The organism is Leifsonia sp. 466MF, from assembly GCF_900100265.1.
GTDB lineage: Bacteria > Actinomycetota > Actinomycetes > Actinomycetales > Microbacteriaceae > Leifsonia.
In genome coordinates this window covers 946,079-966,559 of the sequence record NZ_LT629696.1, presented here as the reverse complement: position 1 = coordinate 966,559, position 20,481 = coordinate 946,079, and the positions used below count along the sequence as shown (strand labels likewise).

23 protein-coding genes are annotated in these 20,481 nt (G+C 70.4%); 15 read left to right on the top strand and 8 right to left on the bottom strand.

Annotation, left to right across the window (positions count from 1 at the left end; all coding sequences use genetic code 11):
- Positions 1-88 precede the first annotated feature (88 nt).
- Positions 89-703 (bottom strand): J-domain-containing protein, encoded by a 615-nt coding sequence (locus tag BLR91_RS04655; RefSeq protein WP_089876763.1) that lies wholly within the window; start codon positions 701-703, stop codon positions 89-91.
- Positions 704-804: 101 nt separating this feature from the next.
- On the opposite strand from BLR91_RS04655, the gene BLR91_RS04650 reads away from it, so the two are divergent.
- On the top strand, positions 805-1,893 hold the full coding sequence (locus BLR91_RS04650) for an epoxide hydrolase family protein (RefSeq protein WP_089876765.1): 1,089 nt from the start codon (positions 805-807) through the stop codon (positions 1,891-1,893).
- Positions 1,894-2,087: 194 nt separating this feature from the next.
- The gene (locus BLR91_RS04645; protein WP_089876767.1) at positions 2,088-2,720 is read left to right on the top strand and encodes a class I SAM-dependent methyltransferase; all 633 of its coding nucleotides are present in this window, start codon (positions 2,088-2,090) and stop codon (positions 2,718-2,720) included.
- A 104-nt stretch (positions 2,721-2,824) separates the two neighbouring features.
- On the opposite strand, the gene BLR91_RS04640 is transcribed toward BLR91_RS04645, so the two are convergent.
- Both BLR91_RS04640 and BLR91_RS04635 read right to left on the bottom strand, forming a co-directional pair.
- Positions 2,825-3,481: a hypothetical protein gene (locus BLR91_RS04640; protein ID WP_089876769.1), complete on the bottom strand. Its 657-nt coding sequence runs from the start codon at positions 3,479-3,481 to the stop codon at positions 2,825-2,827.
- Positions 3,482-3,601: 120 nt separating this feature from the next.
- Positions 3,602-5,053 carry an FAD-dependent monooxygenase gene (locus BLR91_RS04635; protein ID WP_197674311.1) on the bottom strand — a complete coding sequence of 484 codons (1,452 nt, stop codon included), beginning with the start codon at positions 5,051-5,053 and terminating at the stop codon, positions 3,602-3,604.
- A gap of 218 nt (positions 5,054-5,271) precedes the next feature.
- Here BLR91_RS04635 and BLR91_RS20405 point away from each other — a divergent pair, with 218 nt between their 5' ends.
- Both BLR91_RS20405 and BLR91_RS04625 read left to right on the top strand, forming a co-directional pair.
- Complete coding sequence (locus tag BLR91_RS20405) at positions 5,272-7,854, top strand: LuxR C-terminal-related transcriptional regulator (protein WP_269457354.1); 2,583 nt, start codon at positions 5,272-5,274, stop codon at positions 7,852-7,854.
- Between the two features lie 160 nt (positions 7,855-8,014).
- The gene (locus tag BLR91_RS04625) at positions 8,015-8,221 is read left to right on the top strand and encodes a hypothetical protein (RefSeq protein ID WP_018191719.1); all 207 of its coding nucleotides are present in this window, start codon (positions 8,015-8,017) and stop codon (positions 8,219-8,221) included.
- Between the two features lie 33 nt (positions 8,222-8,254).
- Here BLR91_RS04625 and pdxR read toward each other — a convergent pair whose 3' ends face one another.
- Positions 8,255-9,679: a MocR-like pyridoxine biosynthesis transcription factor PdxR gene (pdxR, locus tag BLR91_RS04620; RefSeq protein WP_089876773.1), complete on the bottom strand. Its 1,425-nt coding sequence runs from the start codon at positions 9,677-9,679 to the stop codon at positions 8,255-8,257.
- 47 nt (positions 9,680-9,726) lie between these two features.
- On the opposite strand from pdxR, the gene BLR91_RS04615 reads away from it, so the two are divergent.
- From BLR91_RS04615 to BLR91_RS20310, 4 genes are all read left to right on the top strand, one after another.
- The gene (locus BLR91_RS04615; protein WP_089876774.1) at positions 9,727-10,917 is read left to right on the top strand and encodes an MFS transporter; all 1,191 of its coding nucleotides are present in this window, start codon (positions 9,727-9,729) and stop codon (positions 10,915-10,917) included.
- Between the two features lie 26 nt (positions 10,918-10,943).
- Positions 10,944-11,513 (top strand): dihydrofolate reductase family protein, encoded by a 570-nt coding sequence (locus BLR91_RS04610; RefSeq protein WP_089876776.1) that lies wholly within the window; start codon positions 10,944-10,946, stop codon positions 11,511-11,513.
- Positions 11,514-11,695: 182 nt separating this feature from the next.
- Entirely contained in the window at positions 11,696-12,367 is a 672-nt protein-coding gene (locus BLR91_RS04605) for an MmpS family transport accessory protein (protein ID WP_089876777.1), read from the top strand.
- Positions 12,368-12,418: 51 nt separating this feature from the next.
- A complete protein-coding gene (locus BLR91_RS20310; RefSeq protein WP_197674681.1) occupies positions 12,419-13,342 on the top strand; it encodes a DUF4352 domain-containing protein in 924 nt (307 codons plus the stop codon).
- Positions 13,343-13,369: 27 nt separating this feature from the next.
- Here the strand turns inward: BLR91_RS20310 and BLR91_RS04595 are convergent, their stop codons facing one another.
- Positions 13,370-14,023, bottom strand: a complete 654-nt coding sequence (locus BLR91_RS04595) for a response regulator (RefSeq protein WP_172823183.1) — start codon at positions 14,021-14,023, stop codon at positions 13,370-13,372.
- A gap of 40 nt (positions 14,024-14,063) precedes the next feature.
- Positions 14,064-15,350 (bottom strand): sensor histidine kinase, encoded by a 1,287-nt coding sequence (locus BLR91_RS04590; protein WP_157694663.1) that lies wholly within the window; start codon positions 15,348-15,350, stop codon positions 14,064-14,066.
- Positions 15,351-15,517: 167 nt separating this feature from the next.
- On the opposite strand from BLR91_RS04590, the gene BLR91_RS04585 reads away from it, so the two are divergent.
- From BLR91_RS04585 to dinB, 3 genes are all read left to right on the top strand, one after another.
- Positions 15,518-16,063, top strand: coding sequence for a DUF4352 domain-containing protein (locus BLR91_RS04585; protein ID WP_089876782.1), 546 nt, complete (start codon positions 15,518-15,520; stop codon positions 16,061-16,063).
- Positions 16,064-16,157: 94 nt separating this feature from the next.
- On the top strand, positions 16,158-16,529 hold the full coding sequence (locus tag BLR91_RS04580; RefSeq protein WP_089876784.1) for a PH domain-containing protein: 372 nt from the start codon (positions 16,158-16,160) through the stop codon (positions 16,527-16,529).
- An 82-nt stretch (positions 16,530-16,611) separates the two neighbouring features.
- Positions 16,612-17,808, top strand: coding sequence for a DNA polymerase IV (dinB, locus tag BLR91_RS04575; RefSeq protein WP_089876786.1), 1,197 nt, complete (start codon positions 16,612-16,614; stop codon positions 17,806-17,808).
- A 105-nt stretch (positions 17,809-17,913) separates the two neighbouring features.
- Here dinB and BLR91_RS04570 read toward each other — a convergent pair whose 3' ends face one another.
- Positions 17,914-18,210: a hypothetical protein gene (locus BLR91_RS04570; RefSeq protein ID WP_089876788.1), complete on the bottom strand. Its 297-nt coding sequence runs from the start codon at positions 18,208-18,210 to the stop codon at positions 17,914-17,916.
- 74 nt (positions 18,211-18,284) lie between these two features.
- On the opposite strand from BLR91_RS04570, the gene BLR91_RS04565 reads away from it, so the two are divergent.
- The 4 genes from BLR91_RS04565 to BLR91_RS04550 are packed head-to-tail and all read left to right on the top strand — an operon-like array spanning position 18,285 to position 20,205.
- Positions 18,285-18,887 carry a TetR family transcriptional regulator gene (locus BLR91_RS04565; RefSeq protein WP_089876790.1) on the top strand — a complete coding sequence of 201 codons (603 nt, stop codon included), beginning with the start codon at positions 18,285-18,287 and terminating at the stop codon, positions 18,885-18,887.
- Between the two features lie 33 nt (positions 18,888-18,920).
- Positions 18,921-19,478, top strand: coding sequence for a dihydrofolate reductase family protein (locus BLR91_RS04560; protein ID WP_089876792.1), 558 nt, complete (start codon positions 18,921-18,923; stop codon positions 19,476-19,478).
- A gap of 23 nt (positions 19,479-19,501) precedes the next feature.
- On the top strand, positions 19,502-19,939 hold the full coding sequence (gene arfB, locus BLR91_RS04555; protein WP_089876795.1) for an alternative ribosome rescue aminoacyl-tRNA hydrolase ArfB: 438 nt from the start codon (positions 19,502-19,504) through the stop codon (positions 19,937-19,939).
- Positions 19,940-19,998: 59 nt separating this feature from the next.
- Positions 19,999-20,205 carry a hypothetical protein gene (locus BLR91_RS04550; protein ID WP_089876797.1) on the top strand — a complete coding sequence of 69 codons (207 nt, stop codon included), beginning with the start codon at positions 19,999-20,001 and terminating at the stop codon, positions 20,203-20,205.
- Positions 20,206-20,293: 88 nt separating this feature from the next.
- On the opposite strand, the gene BLR91_RS20145 is transcribed toward BLR91_RS04550, so the two are convergent.
- Positions 20,294-20,458: a hypothetical protein gene (locus BLR91_RS20145; RefSeq protein WP_018191731.1), complete on the bottom strand. Its 165-nt coding sequence runs from the start codon at positions 20,456-20,458 to the stop codon at positions 20,294-20,296.
- Positions 20,459-20,481 lie beyond the last annotated feature (23 nt).

Sequence of the window (20,481 nt, the reverse complement as noted above, 5' to 3'; positions counted from 1 at the left end):
CACCTATCCCGCTGACGCAACACGCCGTCGGGGTGTCGCCGTCGACGGCGTGTTGCGTCAACTGCATGGATCGGAGTGGATGCGGTGCTCAGCGCCCGCGCCGCAGCCGTCGCCGCTCGCGCCAGCTGAGCGCCGCGTACGCCTCCTGCTCGGCCCGCCGCCTGGCATCGGCCTCGCGGATGCGCTCGTCGCGTCGCTGCCGCCACCGGGCGACCTCCTCCTCGACATCGCGCGTGCGCGTGATCACGGGCGGGCCGCCCTGCAGCTGCCTGCGAGCCTCGATCACGCGCCGGTTGAAGCTCTCGAGATGCTCCCGCACGGTGCTCTCCGAGGCGAGCCGGTCGAGTTTGGCGTCGAGCTCCGCATCCTCGGTGCGCAGCAGCAGTGCCGGCGGCCCGAGTCCGGTCAGCTGCTCGCGCTCGATCTTGCGGCGGATCCACCAGTCCGGATCGTGCGTCCCGGTGAGCCCGGGCAGCGGCTTGCCCGCGCCGGGCAGGTTGTCGAAGTCGCCGCGGCGGATCGCCTGCTGGATGGAGGTCTCCACGATCTGCGCGCGCTGTTCCATCGTGGGCTGGCCGGGGTTGGCTTCCTCCACCGGCTCTCCGCGCGCCTCCGCGTCTCGTCGCAGGCGGTAACGCGCGGCCTCGACGAGCGGGTCGGACTCCCGAGGCGCGCGACGGATGTCGTCGCGGTTGCGGGCCATGCATCCACATTACGCCCGGCCGCCGACGCTCCGCCGAGGGTTGCGACCATCCCCTCGCCGGTGCCGGTGGCGCTGTCGGTGGCAGCGACTACGTTCGGCCCATGGAGTTCCGCATCGAGGTGCCGCAGACCGTGCTCGACGACCTCCGGCTCCGGCTGGAGGCGACCATCCTGCCCGAGCCGACGCCGGGCCCGGAGTGGTCGAACGGCATCCCGCCGCGAGTGCTGGCGGCGCTGGTCGACCGGTGGCGGACGGGGTACGACTGGCGCGCCTTCGAGCGGCGGGTCAACGAATACGAGCAGCGGATGGTGCAGGTCGAGGGCTCCGACGTTCACGTCGTGCGCCTCCCGGCCCGCCGCGCGTCCGGCCTCCCGATCGTCCTCACCCACGGTTGGCCGTACTCGTTCGCCTCGATGCTCGACCTCGCCGATCTGCTCGCCGAAGACCGCGACGTCGTCGTCCCGTCACTGCCCGGGTACGGCTACTCGGCGGCGCTGCCCGAGCCCTTCTCCGCCCAGGGCGTGGCTCGCCGGTGGAACACGCTGATGACATCCGAGTTGGGATACGACCGCTTTCTGACCTACGGAGAGGATGTCGGCGCGGGCGTGAGCGACTGGCTGGCGGGGACGCATCCCGAGTCGGTCGCCGGAATCGTCGCCACGCATGCCTCTTTCTCTGCGCGTTCCCGGCCGGGCATCGACCTGACGGAGGAGGAGACCGCGTTCCTGCGGTCGGTCGCCCGTCCAGAGGAGTCCGGCTACGCGCACCTTCAAGGCACGCGTCCCGACACGCTCGCCGCCGCGCTCCTCGACTCCCCCAGCGGTCTGCTCGCCTGGATCGCCGAGAAGGTGGCCGCGTGGAGCGACGGCGACGGGCTGGAGCACTTCGACGTGGATGATGTGCTCATCAACGTCGCCCTGTACTGGGTCACCCGCTCCATCGGCACGAGCTTCCGCCCCTACCGCGAGTCGCCGGACGACGACGACCTGCACCCGCAGATCGAGGTTCCCGCCGCGATCGTCATCCAGCGCCATGAGGCCGCCTACCCGCGGTCGCTCGCCGAGAAGAGCTACACCGACATCCGCTCGTTCGAGCGCCTGGAGCGCGGTGGCCACTTCACCGCGTGGGAGGCACCCGAGGCTGTCGCGCGCACGGTGCGTGAACTGGAGATGAACATCCGGAATTCATAGCCGCAGACCGGTTGACAACCCAGGAAAGCCCTTTACTGTGTGCACTAAGCAACGGATGGCAGGCTGAACCGCAGGGGGCGGGCAGCTGTACTGCGTTCCCGGTGCGCGGCGGTCGGCTTTTTCGGGTGAGCCGGCCGCCGCTAATTCTTTCCCGGCCCTCCCTCGTCTCTCCGGACCTCGGTACGCTGGCCGCCGTGACCGATGATGCCGTGACCGCTGACGAACACCTCCGGGCCGTGCGCGAACGCTTCGACGACCGCGCGCCGACGTACGACGAAAGCGCCATGCACCGCAACCTCGCCGCTGCCGTCGCTGGCTTCGCCGACCTGACCGGGGTGGATGCGGTGCTCGACGTCGCCACCGGCACCGGCCTGGTGCTCCGCGCCCTCCGTGACCGCGGCTTCGCGGGAAGCGCCACCGGTGTGGACCTCTCGCCGCGCATGATCGCCGAGGCCCGCTCGCACCTCCCCGACGCCGAACTCTTCGAGGCGGATGCGACCCGCCTGCCGCTGGGCGACGGCACGTTCGACCTCGTGACGTGCGTCACCGGACTCCAGCTGTTCCCGCATCCCGTCGCCGCGATCGCCGAGTGGGCGCGGGTCCTCCGCCCCGGCGGGCATGCCGTCACGGCGACGTTCCTCACCTTCGATCCGTCGAAGCACCGCTCCGCCCCACCGCAGGCGTTCATCGACCACGCCCCGTTCGACTCCGTCGAGCACCTCGCCGACACCGTGGAGGCCGCCGGCTTCCGCATCGCCCGCACCACAACGTGGACGGACGGCGCCGACGAGCTCCTCATCGCCGAACTGACCCTCCGCACCCCCTGACCCCGCATCCCCCCACCGTCGAGTCCGCACAAACTTGACGTCCGCCCGGCGCGTCGCGTGCAAAGTTTGCGGACTCGACGGTGGGGGTGGAGCGGCGCGAGGGGTTAGGCGCGGGACTCGCGGGCGAGCCGCCGCATGGTCCAGAAGCAGCCGAGGAACGCGAACGCCAGGGCCAAGACCACCTGCGGCAGGTACGCCTGCCACAGTTCGCCGTTGTTGAAGATGTTGTCCGCGAACAGTCCCCAGAAGTCCGGGTCGGTCAGCGCCTGGGTCAGCGGGATGCCGACGGCGCTGACGAGATCGGTGAAGATCCCGGCGAGCAGGCTGAGCACCACGGTCACGACCACGATCGCGACGAGCCCCCAGAAGGCGCCGCGCGTGACGCGCGCCTTCGATCCGGCGCGATACAGCCACACCGCTCCCGCCGCGACACCCCACGACACGATGGAGGCGATGAAGCCGATGTTCCACAGGATGGTCCACGCGATCACCCCGGCCGGGATGATGACGAGCGCGAGCGCGAGGCCCCGGCCGACACGCTCCTGCTGGGAGAGCGGTCCGCCGGGCGCGAGCGATTCCGCCGAGGGGTACGCGGCCGCGGAAGGCGCGTCGGCATCCGCCGGCGCGTCCGCCTCCGAGTCCGCAACAGGTGCCTCCGCGGGAACCGCTGCCGCCTGCTCCTGCGCCGGCTCCTGCGCCGCCTCCCCGGGCGCGAGCTCCCCGTATCGCGGCTGAGTTCGGTCGTCTGTCGCGTCGGTCACGCGTGTCCCCCATCCCGGCCTCCCACCGAGGCGCGGAGGACAGCCTCCCACACCCGCAGCCCGCGAGTCTCGCGCCGACCGCACCCCATTTCGAGGCGCACGCCCACGGTCAGGGAGGACTCACGCGACCCCGAACCAGCGCGCCAGCCGAACCTCCAGCTCCTCCTGCGAGTTCCCGACCCAGACCACGTGCCCGTCGGGCCGCAGCAGCACCGCCGGCGCATCCAGGTCGCCACTGACGTCAGACACGAGATCGACCCGGCCCGCCCATCCCGCGACGCTGAGCGTTCCCGTCTGGTCGAGCAGCAGCCCGCGTCCGTCATGGAGGTGCTCGTACAGCCGCCCGCGCGACAGCCGGACGTCACGCAGCCGCCGCCCGAGCAGCCCGCCCCCGTCCGAGACCGCGTCCACCTCCCCTACGTCGTACCGCACCGCGATCCCGGCGACCTTTGCGCCGAAGAACTCCCCCACCCCGTCCACATCCATCAGCTCGGTCAGCAGCCGCCGCACCGCCTGCGGCCCGGGCTCCGGCGAGATCAGCTCGCTCTGCGCCCGCGTAATGGTGAGCACGTCCTCCGCTGCCGGGTGCCGCTCGCCGAAGTAGGTGTCGAGCAGCCCGTCCGGCGCCCATCCCCCGACCTCCGCGGCCAGCTTCCAGCCGAGGTTGAAGGCGTCCTGGATGCCGAGGTTCAGTCCCTGCCCTCCAAGCGGCGGGTGGATGTGCGCAGCGTCGCCCGCGATCAGCACCCGCCCGACGCGGTACCGCTCCGCGAGCCGCGTCGCGTCGGTGAACCGCGTGATCGAGCGAGGCGAGTGGATGCCGAAATCGGTCCCCGCGTACGCCCGCAGCTGCGTCCGGAACTCGTCGAGCGTCGGCGGCACCGACCGGTCCTCCGACACGGATGCCGCCGGAACGACCGCTCGGTAGAGCCCCTCGCCGTTGGGCCCGATCCCGAAGCCGCGGTGCGTCTTCCGCACCTCCTCGGAGACGGCGGCGATCTCCTCCGCAGACGCGGTCGCCTGGACCTCGCCGAGGATCCACTCGGTGGTCGCCGCCTCGCCGGGGAAGCCGATCCCGAGCGTCCGTCGCACCAGGCTGCGTCCTCCGTCGCAGCCGACCAGCCAGCGTCCGCGCACCCGCTCGCCCGACGCGAGCTCGACATCCATCCCGTCAGCGGTCTGCGAGAACCCGACGACCTCCTCGCCGCGGCGGATCTGCGCGCCCAGCTCGGCCGCGCGCTCGGCGATGATGCGGTCGGTGACGGGCTGCGGCATCCCGAGGATGTAGTCGTGCGCCGTGTCGAGGTGCACCGGCCGTGGGCTCGGGATGCCGGCGAACCGTCCGCCGCCGGGGTAGGTCGTGCCGGCCGCGAGGAAGCGGTCGAGCAGCCCACGCGAGTCCATGATCTCGATGCTGCGCGGGTGCAGGCCGAGCGACCGGACCGCGGTCGTCGGCTCCACGTCGCGCTCCAGCACCAGCACCTCCACGCCGTGCAGGCGCAGCTCGCTCGCCAGCATCATCCCCGTCGGTCCGCCCCCGCTGATGATCACGTCGAACACGTCAGAACCCATGCGTCTCCCCATCCTTGCTTCCACCGCGCGCCACGATTTCACGCGCGACCAGCCATTCTGGTGGATGGGATGGGCCTTGCCGCAAGCCCCCGCCCGGCCGGTATCCTGGAAATGCAGGAGGGGGCGTCATCTTTCCAGTCGAGCATCCCGGGGTCGTCACCCCTGTGGGATGATTTCGGCAGGCGCAGACCCGACGCGCGCCGACCGGAGCCGCCTCGATGCCAGACCATCGCCTCGCCCCCGTGCACGCGGTCGACCGCCCCGCGTTGTTCGAGTTGCTGGATGTCGGCGTCCGCGGCCCCTTGACGGTCATCATCGCCCCGGCCGGGTCCGGGAAGACTGTGCTGCTGTCCCAGTGGACGGCCTCGCGCCCCGATCTCGCGGTCGCGTGGTTCCATGCGACGCGGGCCGACCGCGATGTCACGCATTTCGCCCGCCGCTTGGCGGCCGACCTCGCCGCCGCGCATCCCGCCGTGGCCGAGGTGCGCCCGGCCGCCGAGGCGACCGGCGGCCTCGGCGAGAGCTACCTCGAGGCGCTCGTAGGCGCCCTAGCGGAGGCGGGTGTGGAGATCGTGATCGTCATCGACGACGTCCACGTGCTCCTGCCCGAACTGGTGGACGACCTGTCGAACCTGGCCGACCGCCTCCCGCCGAACGCCCACCTCGTGCTCGCCTCCCGCTCGGACGCCGGGATGCGGCTGACCCACCACCGTCTACAGCACGCGCTGGTCGAGATCCGGCAGCACCAGCTGACCTTCGCCGACGACGAGACGGAGGACCTGCTCGGGCGGCTCACCGGCTCCGCGGTCGACCTCCGCACCGCCGCGACCGTCCGCCAGCACACCGACGGCTGGGCCGCGGGCGTCCAGCTTGCGGGGCTCACCCTGCGTTCGCGTCCGGGCGAGGATCTGGTGGCCAGTCTCGCGGAGTCCGACCGGTTGATCGTCGACTATCTGGGCGAGGAGGTGCTCGACGCGCAATCGCCCGAGCGGCGCGAGGCCCTCCTGCGGCTGTCCGTCGCCGACGATCTGCACCCCGACCTGGTGCCCATCCTGACGGAGGCGGACCTCGGTGTGGACCTGCTCGGCAGGCTGGAGCGGGAGTCGATGTTCCTCTCCGCTCTTCCGGAGAAGCCCGGCTGGTTCGCCTTCCACGCGCTGTTCCGGAAACTGATGCGGATGCGCCTGCGAGCCGAGCATCCCGGCCTCGAGCGGACGCTGCTGGTGCGCGTCGCCGACTGGTCGCGCGGGCGCGGGGACACCGCGACGGCCGTCGAGGCGCTGCTGCGCGCCCAGGCCTGGGACGACGCGATGGAGCTGGTCCTCACCTCCGGCCGGGAGGCATTCGAGCGCGGCTATGTCGCGACGGTCGCTCGGTGGCTCGGGACGGTCCCGGACGACATCCGGCGGACGTCGGTGGATGCGGAGATCGTCTACGCGATCACGTACGGGATGACGGGACGCGCGCGGGAGGCCGCCGAGTTTCTCCGCAGTGTCGCCGCGCGGTCGGACGTCGACCCCGGGCGCCGCGCGGTCGCGCTGGCGTGGCTGGGCGTCACCGTGCAGTTCAACCCGCCGGCGGAGACCGCCTACGAGGAGGCGGCGAGCGCCGTGGCGCTCCTTCTCGCCGACCCCGATCTGACCCTGCCGGACCTGCTCCAGTTGAACCGCCGTGACCTGCTGCTCGCGATCTCGCTGGTGGCCGCCGGACGCGCGCAGCTGTTCCTCGGCAACCTGGACGAGTCGCAGGAGTGGATCGAACGGATGCTGAACTCGGCGGGCGGGCAGTACACGCCGTACCGCATCCACGCGCTCGGAAGCCTGGCCGTGGCCGACGCCTTCAGCGGGCGACTCGTGCGCGCCGCCGCCCGGGCCGACGAGGCCCTGCGCCTGGCCGAGGAGTCCGCGCTGCTCGACCATCCGGCGACCGGGGATGCGCACATCGCGCTCGCGCTCGTCGCCGCCCGGCGCGGAAGACCGGGTTCCGGCGCGCTGTCGCTGCGGGAGGGTGTGCTCCGCGCTTCCTGGAACGCCCGGCTGCAATTGCTGTGGCTGGCCGTGCTGGCCGAGCGGCTGGGGCTGCCGCCCGACGCGGAGCCCGAGGTCGCCGATCCCGTCACCGAGGCGCCGCCGATCGTGCAGATGGAGTTGGATGCGCTGCGCCTCCGTCATGCCCGGCTCGCCGGACAGCCGGAGCCGGCGCACGACTCTCCGGCCGCGTGGTCGGCGGTCGCCTTCGAGGAGATCGTCGGACGGCTGACGCGCGGCGACGTGTCGGGTGCCGGGCGCCGCCTCGACGAGCTGCCGGCCGCCGGACCGTCCGCGTCGATCGTCGAGCGCGTCGAGCGGGAGGTCGCACGGGGATGGTTCCTCGCCGCCTCGGGCGACCGTCCCGGCTCGGAGCTGCACCTGGCTCGCGCGCTGGCCGTCGCCGAGCCGGAGGGTCTGATCGACGTCTTCGTGCGCGCCGGCCGACCCGTCGCCGGACTGGTCGAGGCGCTGCCCGGCGCGCCCGACGCCTTCCGCCGCGAGGTCGTCCGCCTCGCAGGGCTGGTCGTGAGCACCCGGCCCGACGAATTGCCGGACCCGCTCACCCGTCGCGAGCTGGCCATCCTCGCCTACCTGCCGACACGCATGTCCAACGCCGAGATCGCGGCCCGGGGCTACGTGTCGCTGAACACCGTGAAGACCCACATCGCGCGCATCTACCGCAAGCTCGACGTGCAGTCGCGCGCGGCCGCGGTCGACCGTGCGGCGGAGCTCGGCCTGCTGGAGCCGCTGGACCTGGTCGACGAACGCTGACGCCTGAACGCGTCGCTCGCCGCGCCTGCATAAGGTCACCCCGTTCGGGTGACGCCGCCGATTCCCCAGCGCCTTAGCGTCCTCGGTGTAGTGATGCGACTCTCGTGCCGGTCGGAGGTTCGGGCCCTCCGGCCGGCATGGGTTCGGGGAAGGAGCGGACGTGACCTACATCGATCTGCCCATCGGGCTGACGCCCCGCCGCGGGGCCGAGTTCCATCTGATCCGGTGGACGCGCGGACGTGAAGAGTGGACGGCCGAGACCATCATCGCGGTCTACATCTCGTCCACGCTGACCGAGTGGATCGTCGACCACCACGGACGCCGGATACGGCTGTCGCGCCAGGAGTGGCTGCGCTACCTGCCGTGAGTCGGGCGCCCGTCCTCCAGACAGGCAACGCGCTCACCTCAGCAGGTCGGCGACCACCGCGATCCCATCGCGGATCTCCTCGACGGACGTGTTGCCGAAGCCGAACACGAGCTGCGGTGGATGCGAGCTGCGCGTCGAGCGGTAGGTGCTCATCCCGTACAGCCGGACTCCCCGCTCTGCGGCCGCCGCGATCACGGCCGGCTCGTCGGCACCGTCCCGTAGGTGCGCGACCGCGTGGAATCCCGCCGCGAGACCGGTGAGCGGGATGTGCGGAGCAGCCTCCCGCAACGCCGCTGCGAGCGCATCCCGCCGTGCTCCGTACAGTGCGCGCATCCGCCGCAGGTGCCGGTCATAGCGTCCGGACTCGATGAGCCGGGCGAGCGCGACCTGGTCGAGCGTCGGCGCACCGCGGTCGGCCGCCTCCTTCGCCGCCGTCAGAGCGTCGACCAGGGGCACGGGTGCGACGGCCCAGCCGAGCCTCAGGGCCGGCGCGAGCGACTTGCTGACCGTGCCGAGCGTGACGACGCGGTCAGGCGCGAGTCCCTGCAGCGATCCGACCGGCTCCCGGTCGTAGCGGAACTCGGCGTCGTAGTCGTCTTCGACGATCACGGCGTCGCGGCGCTCGGCCCAGGCGATGAGCGCGTGGCGGCGCTCCGGCGCGAGCACGACGCCGGTCGGCCACTGGTGCGCCGGGGTGAGCACGACGATGCGTGCGCCGCTCGCGTCCAGCGCATCCACATCGATCCCCGAATCGTCGACCGCGACCGGCACCGCCGTCCCGCCCGCCGCTTCCGCCGCCCGGGTGACCGTGCCGATCGAGCCGGGGTCCTCGACCGCGACCCGTGTCATCCCGCGGTCGGCGAGCGCACGGAACGTCAGCGCGATGCCCTGTGCGAACCCTGCGCAGACGACGACCTGGTGTGGATGCGCGCTCATGCCGCGCACCCGGCGGAGGTAGGAGGCGACGACGGTTCGGAGGTCCGCATCCCCTCGGGGGTCGCCGTAGTCGAAGGCGGCGTTCGGGGCGGTGCGGGTGGCCTCGCGCAGGGCCCACGTCCAGTCGTCGCGCGGGACGGTGCCGAGGTCGGGGACGCCGGAGGCGAAGTCGGCGAGCCAGCGGCGCGGCGGGTGAGGGTCGGGCGTCGGTATCGGTGCGCCGGGGGCCGTCGCCTCGGCCGGCTCGACGCGCAGGTCGGCGACCCGGGTGGCCGATCCGGTCTGGGCGACGAGGTACCCCTCCGATCGCAGCTGCTCGTAGCAGTCCTGCACCGTGCCGCGGGCGACGCCGAGGCTGCGGGCGAAGTCGCGCGACGAGGGCAGCCGCTCCCCCGCGCTCAGTCGCCCGGCCTGAATGGCGACCCGCAGCTGGGTCTGGAGCTGCGACCGCAGCGGCTCGGCCGACTCCCGGTCGAGCTGGACCAGCAGCTCGGGACTCGAATTGGACCACTCCACCGCCATGGCAATGGATCTTACTGCTGAGCCACCCGGTTTCTAGTGTCATACCCATGACCGCGACGACACTCACCACCACCACCCCGACCACCGGCCGCACCGCCCGGCCGCGGCTGATCACCCGCCCGCTGCTGCTGCGCTTCGTGTCGATCGTGGCGTGCTCGGTGGGGTTCTTCCTCCCGCTGGCCGTCGTGCCGCTGCTCGCCGAGTCGGCCTCGCCGGTCGCCGGCGGCCTGGCGAACGGCGCACTGCTCGGGGCGACCGTCGCGGGCGAACTGGTCTCGCCCTGGCTGATGCAGCGGCTGGGCGCTCGCGCGGTGCTCGCCGTCGGTCTCATCCTGCTCGGGGCTCCGACCTTCCTGCTGCTCGCCTCCTCCTCCGTCCCCGCGCTCGTCGCGGTCGGGGTGCTGCGCGGCCTCGGCTTCGCCCTCGCCATCGTGGCGGGTGGTGCCGTGACGGCCGCGCTAGTCCCCGCGGAGCGTCGCGGTGAGGGGCTGGCCGTCGCCGGCCTGGTCAGCGCCGTCCCGTCGCTGATCGCGTTGCCGCTCGGCGTGACACTGACCGCCGCGGCCGGACCGGCTCTGGTGTTCTGGATCGCCGGTGCCGCGCCGCTGCTGGCGCTCGCGACCGTCGCCGGGTTGCCCGGACGGTCGCTCCGCCCTGCATCTCCGGTCGAGGCCGCCTCGGCCGGCATCCTCGCCGGCCTGCGTTCGCCGTCGATCCTCCGCCCGGCGCTCGTCTTCGCCGCTTCCGCCGCCGTGGCCGGTGTCGTCGTCACCTGCGTCCCCGGCGCGCTGTCCGGCGGCACCGTCGCCTTCGGCCCGACGCTGCTGCTGGTGCAGCCCGCCACCACGGCTGTCGGCCGCTGGGTCGCCGGCCGGTTCGGCGACCGCGTGGGCCACCGTCGCCTCTTCGTCCCCGGCATTCTGCTCTCGGCGGCGGGGATGGCCGCGCTGGCCGCGACCTCGAACATCATGCTTCTGCTCGCCGGCGCAGCCCTCTTCGGCCTCGGCTTCGGCGCTCTGCAGAACGCGACGATCGCCGACATGTACGCCAACGCCGACGAGCGCCAGTTCGGGACCGTCAGCGCCCTCTGGAACGCCGGCTACGACGGCGGAATGGCCGTCGGCGCCCTCGCCGTCAGCGCGCTGGCCGCCCTTATCGGCAGCCCGCTCGCCTTCCTCATCCTCGCGCTGGCCCTCCCGCTCGCGCTCGCCCTGGTCCGCCGGCACCGCGCCGCCTGACCGCATCTCACGAAGGAGAAACCACCATGGGAAAACTCACCGCCGCCATGTTCATGACCCTCGACGGCTACACCGAGACCACGGACGGCGAACTGATCTCACCGGACTGGTCGGATGACATGCAGCAGTACTGGTCCGGCGCGAACGCGCACGAGGGCCAGACGCTCCTCTACGGCCGCGTCGCCTACGAGTTCAACGCCGGCTACTGGCCCACCGCGGCCGCCGACGAGAACAACCCGGAGGACTACCGCGCCTTCGCCCGCACGATGAACAGCCTCCCGAAGGTCGTCGTCTCCGACACCGTCGAGAACCCCGGCTGGAACACCACCGTTGCCCGGGGTCCCCTCCCCGACGTCGTCGCCCGCCTCAAGCACGACATCGACGGCGAGATCGTCGCCGTCGGAGGTCTCTCCGTGGTCGAGTCGCTCGTGTCGGCGGGGCTCGTCGACCGCTACCGCCTGCTCCTGATGCCCCGCCTGGCCGGAAGCGGGCGATCGGTGTTCGCGTCCGGTGGTCCGGGTGCCGACCTGGAGCTGGTGTCGTCGCGGACGATGGACACGGGGGCGCTGCTGGTGGAGTACGTGGCGCGGGGGTGATGGGTCGCCCGCGCCGTTATCTCAGCCGAGACTCGAGGGGCAGCCTGGCGTGAGCAGCGGGCCAGCGGTATCGCGGGCCCCCCTTCGGGGGTTGGAAGAGGAAGTCTCATTTCTGAGAGCCTAAGAAGGCTTTGGAGGACCTATGCCTCCGCTGCAGATTTCCACACAGCAAAGGACCACGAATGAGCACCCTTCCTCCGCCGCCCGCACCCGAGCAGCAGTACGCTGCACCCGCGCCTCAAAAGACCGGTAACGGCCTCGGCATCGCTGCACTGATCCTCGGAATCATCGCGCTCGTCAGCGCCTTCATCCCGTTCCTGAGCTACGGCGCGTGGTTCTTCGGCCTCATCGGTCTCATTCTCGGGATCATCGGGCTGGTCCAGAAGAACAAGTCGAAGGGCGTGGCGCTGACCGGCACGATCCTCTCTGGCGTCGCGATCATCCTGTCGATCGTCATGTCGATCGTTTACACGGCGGCTTTCGCCTCTGCGGTCAACGACGCCGTGAACGATGAGATCAAGAAGCAGGATGCGGTCGCCTCCCAGCCCGTCGAGGTCGTTTACGACGTCACCGGAACGAGCACCGACACCACCATCGTGTACTCCACGTACGCCGACGGCGGATCGAAGTCCGAGACGGCGTCGAACACGCCGCTGCCGTGGACGAAGACGATCTCCGTCAAGAAGGGTGGCACGTTCGACTTCAGCAGCTTCTCCGTCACGGCGACCGCCGGCCAGGACGGCGGCGACGTCGCGTGCAAGATCACGGTGGGCGGCAAGGTCGTCTCCGAGCAGACCGCCACCGGGCAGTTCGCCACGGTGAGCTGCCTCGCCACGGGCACCGGCGACGAGTAAGGCTCTCGTGGGTCCCGCCGTACGCGCGGCGGGACCCATGTCGCTACGACGATGACGAATCCTCCTGCCGGCTGGTACCCGGATCCCGAGTATCCCGGACAACAGCGCTACTGGGACGGCTCTGCTTGGACAGTGAACCGAGCCCCGAGCGGCCCGGCAACGCCCCGCGACTCCTCCCCCTTGCGCAACGACGGGGGTGACAACGCTCGCCCCTCGCGTGATTCGTCCCTTGCGACGCTCGCGCTGATCCTCGCGATCATCGGATTCGTCTTCGGCGTGATCCCGTTCGCAGCATGGATCGCGTGGCTGTTGTTCGTGCCCGCGCTGGTTCTCGCCATCCGCGCCCTCGTGAAGGGTCAAGCGGGCAAGGGACAGTCGATCTCGGCGATCAGCGTCGCGAGCATCGGTTGGCTGATCGCATTGTTCGTCGGCATCGCATCGTTCGGGATCGCCGGCGGAGCCACCCCCGATGCCGAGCCGGCGGCCCTTCCGACCTCACCGAACGCCACTGCGCCGTCTCCGACCGCCACGCCAAGCCCGACCCCGGCCGTTCCGAGCCCAGCCCCGTCAGCCCCTCCGTCGTTGCCCGGCATCGGGCAAAGCGTCGCGAGCCGGAGCGGAGTCTCCTTCACCGTGACAGGCGTTCAATGCGGTCTCGGAACGCAGGATGACGTTTTCGGCACGGTCGCGCCGAAGGGCCAGTTCTGCAAGGTCGACTTCGTCGTCGCCAACGGCAGCTCGCAACCGCAGAACGTCTCCACGTGGGACGTCTTCGGGTACATCGGAAACGCCCGCTACGAAGCGGACACCAGCCTGGGCAGCTTCGGAGAAGACTCCTTCTCGACCACCGTCAACCCCGGGCTCAGCGTCAATTGCAGCGTCTACTTCGATGTGCCCGCCGGAGCCGGCCTCGACCGCGTGAAGCTGATCACCGGCTGGTGGGGAGGCGACGGCGCTACGGTGACGCTGCACTGATCGGCTCGGACCACACGGCCCGCACGCTCACATACCGGAGCGAGCGACCACCACGGCAAGTTCCGTTCGCGTCCGGACGCCCCACTTCGCACGGATCCCTGCGAGGGTGGACTTGACGGTCGTCTCGGCGACGAAGAACGTCTGCGCAAGTTCCGCGTCGGAGGCCCCGTTCGTCACGGCGATGGCGAACTCACGTTCCCGAGGCGTGAGTTCCGCCATCTTCGCGGCAGCGTCGCGTCGCGCGGTCGCACTGCGCGCGTCCCGGACCCAGGCGGAGAGCTGGCGCGCCGCGCGCGGCGAAAAGGCGGCATCGCCGGCCGCGACCTGACGGACTGCTTCGATGATCCGGTGGGGGTCCTCGTCCTTCAGCATGAACCCGGCGGCTCCGGCACTCACGGCGTCGAGCACGCGACCGTCCTCGTCGAACGCCGTCATCATGAGGAAACGCGGACGAACGCTGTCGAAGGATTCGACGACCGCGACGCCGTCCATCCTTGGCATTCGGACATCACAGAGGACCACGTCGGGATGGTGCAGGGCGACAGCCCGCGCGACCTCATCGCCATCGGAACACCGTCCGACGACCTCGATGTCGCCCGCAGCTCCGAGAACCGCGGCTACGCCGGCCGCGGCCATGGGATCGTCATCGACGACGAGCACGCGGATGTGAGGGTCGGTCACAGACCGGAGTCTATCGAGCGGTACAGGCGGCTCGCGAAACTCAGCTCGGCGGGGACCTCCACGGCAGCCATGCGACGATCGCGAAGGTGCCATCCTGGGTCGTTCCGGCCTGGAAGGACCCTCCCACCAGGGCGACCCGCTCGCTCATGCCGGTGAGACCGTGTCCACCGCCGACCGAGGTCGGTTGCGCGCCTGGCGTCAGCCAGTTGGTGGTCGAGATGGTGAGACCCGCCCCCGGTGCGCCCCTGACCTCCAGACGGATCGGCGTGCCCGGCGCATGGCGTCGCGCGTTCGACAAGGACTCTTGAACGATCCGGTAGCAGGCGTGCGCGACGTGAGGATCGCAGGACGCGGGGTCCGTGATCACCAGCTGGGCCCGCACGTCCGCGCCCTCCCGCAGCGCAGCGTCCACGAGCCCGGCCAGGTCGCCCAAACCGGTACCGCCTGCGGTCGGTGATGGATGCCGGAGAACCTGCACGACATCCCGAAGCTCGTCCAAGGAATGCTGTGCGGTCTCGCGAACCGCACGCGCTGCTGCCGCCGCTTTCTCATCCGAGCCCCCGACGGTCAGTTCCAGCGCTCCGGCGTGCAGAGAGAGGGAGCTCAGCCGCGCCGCCAGTGTGTCGTGCAGCTCACGGGCCAGTTCCTGCCGCTCGCGCTCCCGCTCGACCTCCCTGTGGAGGAGCACGACATTCCGGTTGGCCGCCTCCGTGCCGCGCTGGGCGACGTCGCGTTCGGATCGCAGCTGCCGGACGAATCCGAAAGCCGCGAAAGGGACGACCATCACCCCGGCGACGATCGGCACAGCCCAGTACAGCGCCAACCGCTCGGGGGTACCGGCGGCCGGTTCGCCGACGAAGTCGGAGAGCAGCGAGACGTGCGAGGCGACATCCCAGCAGAGCGCCACGACGGTGGCGAGGTAGGTGGCGGCCACGAATGCCCAGCGCCTCCATCCTGTCGTCACGGCGGTGACCGCGGCGAGGCTGACCAGCGCGGGAAGGGGCGTCGTCGGGAAGACGACCGCACCACCGATAGCGAGCAAGGAAACGAGCACCGGATATCGGTGACGCCACACGAGCGTCACCGAGACGGCGATCATGGCGAATGCCCCGACGGTGGCGAGCAGCTGAACGGGTGGGGCGAACGTCGATCCCTCACCGGCGTGTATTCCGCCCGCCGAGATGCCCAGCAGGGCGCACAAAACGGACAGTCCGACCGAACCGACGAGCGCCCATGCGCGTCGAGCGCGAGAAGGTTCCGCCGCGGTGCGTGGCCGCTGTGCGCTCGGCGCGTTCTGTGCGCTCGGCGCGGGCGGGGTGTGTGCCATGAACCGATCGTAGAGGCGGCAACTCGCCGGACTGCACCGCCTTTCGGAGGGGCAGCGCCCCTCCTTTCGTCCGGCGGGCTCGGACCGAATCGAGGTGCCGAGACCCTCCCGCCTCACGATTCGCTTGGTGGGCCGAATAACCGGCATCGCATCCACCAGGAGGACCCATGTTCCGTCGAATCACCGCACTCGCCACCATTGCCGCGCTCGCGACCGGGCTGGCACTGACCGGCTGCAGCAGCACGCCGCAGCCGGCCGGGGGCGCCGGGGGCACGGGCGGCAGCGCGTCGGCGCCCGCTCCTTCGAAGCCCGCGGCGCCCGGCTTGAACACGCCCGTGAAGGTCGGCTCGTTCGAGTACACGGTCCTGGGCTCTCAGGACGCGGGCACCACCGTGGGAACATCTCCGCTGACGCAGACCGCCCAGGGAACGTACCTCCAGGTGGATCTGAAGATCGCCAACACGGGCAACAGCGCCGCAACCTTCATCGTCAACTATGTGAAGCTCGTCGACGCCTCCGGGAAGACGTTCGACGCCGACCCGACCGCGACGCTCTACGCCAGCCCGGATCAGAGCGCCTGGGTCGCCGCCATCAACCCCGGCAACGCGATCCAAGGTCCGATCCTCTTCGACGTCCCCGCGGGCACTCAGGCGGCGAGCATCCAGGTGAGCGACAACGCCTTCTCGAAGGGGCAGACCATCACGCTGCACTGACGCGCCGGATCGATGGGGCGGTGGACGGTCGAAAGGTCCCACCGCCCCGCACTGGGGTGATGCTCGCCGACTTCTCGCCTGACAGGCTCGCGGGATGGAAACTGCACCGATCACCGCCTGGACCCTTCACAACGAAATCCCCATTCCCGAGGATGTAACTCCTCTTCTCGTGGATGGCGAGCAGGCGGTGGCGGCATTCAAGACGTTTCGTGACTCGGCGATCTTCACCACCAAGCGACTGATCGTCCGCGACGCGCAGGGCGTCACCGGCAAGAAGGTGGAGATCTACTCCCTCCCCTACAGCTCCATCAACATGTGGTCGTCCGAGAACGCCGGCAAGCTCGACCTGAACGCTGAAATCGAGCTCTGGACGCGTGCAGGGCACATCAAAGTGAAGCTCGGCCGCGGCGCTGACGTTCGCCGGCTCGACAGCCTCATCGCCTGGGCGGTCCTGCACGCTCATTAGCCGGCCAGCGAGCGGACACCTCCGATGTCCGCGGTCCCTGCGACGATTCCTCTGATCACCGTTCGACGGATCGGAGGCCGGCATGCGGGGCGAGGCGACCGTGCTGCATGCCGACCTCGACGCCTTCTACGCCTCCGTCGAGCAGCGCGATGCGCCGGAGCTCCGCGGCCGCCCGGTCATCGTCGGCGGCGGCGTCGTGCTCGCGGCGAGCTACGAGGCGAAGGCGCGCGGGGTCCGCACCGCCATGGGCGGGCGGCAGGCGCGGGACCTGTGCCCGGAGGCCGTCGTCGTCCCACCACGAATGGATGCGTACTCCGCCGCGAGCAAGGACGTGTTCGCGATCTTCCGCGACACGACCCCGATCGTGGAAGGACTGTCGATCGACGAGGCCTTCCTTGAAGTGGGCGGGCTCCGACGCATCGCCGGCACGCCCGAGCAGATCGCGACCCGGCTGCGGGAACGCGTTCGCGCGGAGGTCGGACTCGCCATCTCGGTCGGGATCGCGCGAACCAAGTTCCTCGCCAAGGTCGCCAGCGCCGTGAGCAAACCTGACGGCCTCATCCTGGTGGAGCCCGACCGGGAGCAGGAGTTCCTGCTCCCGCTCCCCGTGGAACGCCTCTGGGGCGTCGGCGCCGTCACCGCGGAGAAGCTCCACCGTCTGGGCATCCGCACCGTCGGTCAGCTGGCCGAGCTCGAAGAAGCCACCGCCGAGCGCCTGCTCGGTAGGGCGGCCGGCGCGCACCTGCACGCCCTGGCCCGGCTGCGCGACCCCCGCCCGGTCAATGCGACGAAGCGCCGCGGATCCATCGGCTCACAGCGCGCACTGGGCAGTCGTCCGCGGACGCCGGAGGAGCTCGACCTCATCCTGACCCAGATCGTCGACCGGCTGGCTCGACGGCTGCGGGATGGGGATCGCACGTGCCGCACGATCGTGCTGCGGCTGCGCTTCGGCGACTTCGCCCGCGCCACGCGATCGCGCACGCTCGGCTGCCCGTCAGACCGCACCTCGGTGCTGCTGACCGTGGCCCGCAGCCTCCTCGCGGCGGTTCAGCCCGAGATCGCCGCGCGGGGAATCAGCCTCATCGGCATCTCGCTCTCGCACCTGGGCCGGTCGGACACCTTCCAGCCCGAGCTGCCCATCGACTGGGATGACAGCGCACGTCTCGACACCGTGCTCGACGCCGTCCGCGACCGCTTCGGCGCAACCTCGGTCGCTCGCGCCGCACAGCTCGGTCGCGATCCCGGCTGGTCCACGCCGCTGCTCCCCGAACACCTGTAGCGCAACGCTCGCAGTTCGTCGGGGCCCGAGCATCGCATCCCAGACACAGCAAAGGGCGCAGCGAATGCTGCGCCCTTTCTCGTCCGGCTGACGTGGTTGCTGCGGTCAGCGGCTGATGTACTCGCCGTCGGTGTCGTGCTCCAGCGTGTAGTACCGGGTGCTGCCAGTCTGTGCTGACAGTGCCCAGGCGCGCTCGAAGCGTCCGCCGGTCGAGTCGTACTCGACGACGATGCGGTCTGCGGCGGTGGGGAGCTGCGCGGTCCACTGACGGGGCGAGCCCAGACCCTCGGCCTGGAGTACCACCTGCGGGCCTGCTGCCTGCGGGCGGCTGGTGAGTTCTGCCACCTGCGCGGCGTCCAGCCGAGCCTCGGTGACGGTGCGTTGTGTGAGTTCGACGTTCATTGCGACCTCCAATATAAATAAACGTTTAGTTGTATGGTAAGTCATGTCGAGGCAAAAGAAAAGCGGGAGGCGCCATGGCCAGACGATACGACCGGGATGAGAGCATCCGCCTGCTCCTGGAGGCGAGTGCCGAGGAGTTCGCGCGCCATGGCGTCGGGGGCGCGCGCATCGAGCGGATCGCCGACCGCGCCGAGGTCAACAAGGCGTCCATTTACTCCTACATCGGCAACAAGGACGACCTGTTCGAAGCGACCCTGCAATCCAAGCTCGGCGAGCTGGCCAAGACGGTGGCCATCCAGTCCGACGACCTCGCCGCGTACGCCGGCGACCTGTTCGACTTCCTTACAGCGGATCCGTCCGTGGCGTGGCTGTTCGAGCAGGAGGGGCTGCATTACGGCGCGGACGATGTGCCCGCCCTCGCGGAACGGTCCGACTACTTCCAGTCCCGGGTCGCCGCTGTGCGTGCCGCCCTCGACGGCAATGGGGACGCGGACGGCGACGCGGAGGCCATCTTCTTCTCGATCATCGCCATGTGCTACTGGTTCGTGGCAGCGCCACAACTGGTCCGGATGGTGTTCGGCGACGTGTCCGACGAGGAGGCCAAGCGCCGCTACCGCAGCCACGTCGTGGCGACGGCGGAGGCCATGGTCACGCGGCGAGGTAGTACCGTCCCGTAAGTAGGCGCCTCGTACATCAAGGGAGAGAACGGGATGAGAAAGCTTCGCTACGCCATCAACGTCACCCTCGACGGCTGCTGCCATCACGAAGCAGGGCTTCCCCCGGACGAGGAGTCGATGCGCTACTGGACGGCCGAGATGGAGCGGGCCGACGCCCTGATCTTCGGGCGGGTGACCTACGGGATGATGGAGTCCGCGTGGCGGCGGCCGGCCTCCGGCACCTGGCCCGATTGGATGGATGAGTCGCAGCTCCCCTTCGCCGAGGCCATCGATGGCGCGAAGAAGCACGTCGTGTCGAGCACGCTGACCGACGTCGACTGGAACGCCGAACTGCTGCAGGGCGACGTGGGGCAAGCGGTGGAACGGCTCAAGCAGCAGCCCGGTGAGGGTCTGTTCGTCGGCGGGGTGACACTCCCCCTCGCGCTGGCGGATCTGGGGCTGATCGACGAGTACGTGCTCGTCGTGCATCCTGTCATCGCCGGGCACGGGCCGACGCTGCTTGCGGGTCTGCGCGAGCGCATCCAGCTGGACCTCGTGGATCGCCAGGAGTTCCGGTCAGGGGTGAGCGCGCTGCGATTCCGGCCCAGCTAGCGGGAGCGCGGGATGATGGACTCATGCCCTCCCCTCACCGTCCCGGCCTTACGGTCGACTCGGGACTCACCATCCCCGAGTCCGAGCTGTCGTGGCGGTTCTCGCGGTCGTCCGGCCCCGGCGGGCAGGGGGTGAACACGGCCGACTCCCGGGTGGAACTCGTGTGGGATGTGGCGGGCTCCGCCGTTCTCTCCCCCGTCCAGCGCGAGCGGCTCCTCGAGCGTCTGGGCGGTCGCCTCGTCGACGGAAAGCTGACGATCGCCGCATCCGAACACCGCGCACAGCTGCGCAACAGGGAGGCCGCGCGCGCTCGGCTGGCCGACATCGTGGCCGACGCCCTCCGGCCGCCCGCGGCACCGCGAAGACCGACGAGGCCGAGTCGCGGCGCCAGGGAACGGCGTCTGGATGCGAAGAAGCGGCGCACGGACATCAAGCGGCTGCGTCGCCCTCCGCACGACTGAGCGTCTCGGGATTCCGGCGGAGCACCCACAGATCGCGACAGGAGACGTAGCCTCGCATCGTGAAAACGAAGTGGTTGTTCCTCGTCATCGGCATCGTGCTCGTCCTCATCGGACTGCTGTGGACGCTTCAGGGGTTGAACGTGCTCGGCGGTTCCGTCATGAGCGGATCGCCGGTGTGGGGCACCATCGGCCCCATCGTGCTCATCGCCGGCATCGTGCTGATCATCGTCGCGCTGGTGCGCCGGCGCCGGCGCTCGGACACCTGACGACCTCGGCCTCGCAGAGAGGTGGATGCGGTGGCCGGGGGACGAAGCGGACGACCGCTCCTCCCCCGCACCGCCTCGGTGTGTTGGGTCAGACGCGCCGGCTTCCCGTGAGCATCCGGACGAGGAAGACGATGGCCGCGATGACGAGGAGCACGATCCCGACCCAGAGCAGGAAGTTCAGGGACGAGACGAACCCTCCGGTGAGCAGGAGGATGATGGCGATCACAGCGATGATGATGAGCAGGATATTCATCAGTTGACCCTTTCTGGTCGGGG

Excerpts from the sequence above, each read along its gene's own strand:
- BLR91_RS20145 (WP_018191731.1), bottom strand. The coding sequence starts at position 20,458 with ATGAATATCCTGCTCATCATCATCGCTGTGATCGCCATCATCCTCCTG.
- BLR91_RS04655 (WP_089876763.1), bottom strand. The coding sequence starts at position 703 with ATGGCCCGCAACCGCGACGACATCCGTCGCGCGCCTCGGGAGTCCGAC.
- BLR91_RS04570 (WP_089876788.1), bottom strand. The coding sequence starts at position 18,210 with ATGAACGTCGAACTCACACAACGCACCGTCACCGAGGCTCGGCTGGAC.
- BLR91_RS04650 (WP_089876765.1), top strand. The coding sequence starts at position 805 with ATGGAGTTCCGCATCGAGGTGCCGCAGACCGTGCTCGACGACCTCCGG.
- BLR91_RS20405 (WP_269457354.1), top strand. The coding sequence starts at position 5,272 with ATGCCAGACCATCGCCTCGCCCCCGTGCACGCGGTCGACCGCCCCGCG.
- BLR91_RS04565 (WP_089876790.1), top strand. The coding sequence starts at position 18,285 with ATGGCCAGACGATACGACCGGGATGAGAGCATCCGCCTGCTCCTGGAG.
- BLR91_RS04585 (WP_089876782.1), top strand. The coding sequence starts at position 15,518 with ATGTTCCGTCGAATCACCGCACTCGCCACCATTGCCGCGCTCGCGACC.
- BLR91_RS04590 (WP_157694663.1), bottom strand. The coding sequence starts at position 15,350 with ATGGCACACACCCCGCCCGCGCCGAGCGCACAGAACGCGCCGAGCGCA.
- BLR91_RS04635 (WP_197674311.1), bottom strand. The coding sequence starts at position 5,053 with ATGGGTTCTGACGTGTTCGACGTGATCATCAGCGGGGGCGGACCGACG.
- arfB (WP_089876795.1), top strand. The coding sequence starts at position 19,502 with ATGCCCTCCCCTCACCGTCCCGGCCTTACGGTCGACTCGGGACTCACC.
- BLR91_RS04610 (WP_089876776.1), top strand. The coding sequence starts at position 10,944 with ATGGGAAAACTCACCGCCGCCATGTTCATGACCCTCGACGGCTACACC.
- BLR91_RS04615 (WP_089876774.1), top strand. The coding sequence starts at position 9,727 with ATGACCGCGACGACACTCACCACCACCACCCCGACCACCGGCCGCACC.
- dinB (WP_089876786.1), top strand. The coding sequence starts at position 16,612 with ATGCGGGGCGAGGCGACCGTGCTGCATGCCGACCTCGACGCCTTCTAC.
- BLR91_RS04580 (WP_089876784.1), top strand. The coding sequence starts at position 16,158 with ATGGAAACTGCACCGATCACCGCCTGGACCCTTCACAACGAAATCCCC.
- BLR91_RS04560 (WP_089876792.1), top strand. The coding sequence starts at position 18,921 with ATGAGAAAGCTTCGCTACGCCATCAACGTCACCCTCGACGGCTGCTGC.
- BLR91_RS20310 (WP_197674681.1), top strand. The coding sequence starts at position 12,419 with ATGACGAATCCTCCTGCCGGCTGGTACCCGGATCCCGAGTATCCCGGA.
- pdxR (WP_089876773.1), bottom strand. The coding sequence starts at position 9,679 with ATGGCGGTGGAGTGGTCCAATTCGAGTCCCGAGCTGCTGGTCCAGCTC.
- BLR91_RS04605 (WP_089876777.1), top strand. The coding sequence starts at position 11,696 with ATGAGCACCCTTCCTCCGCCGCCCGCACCCGAGCAGCAGTACGCTGCA.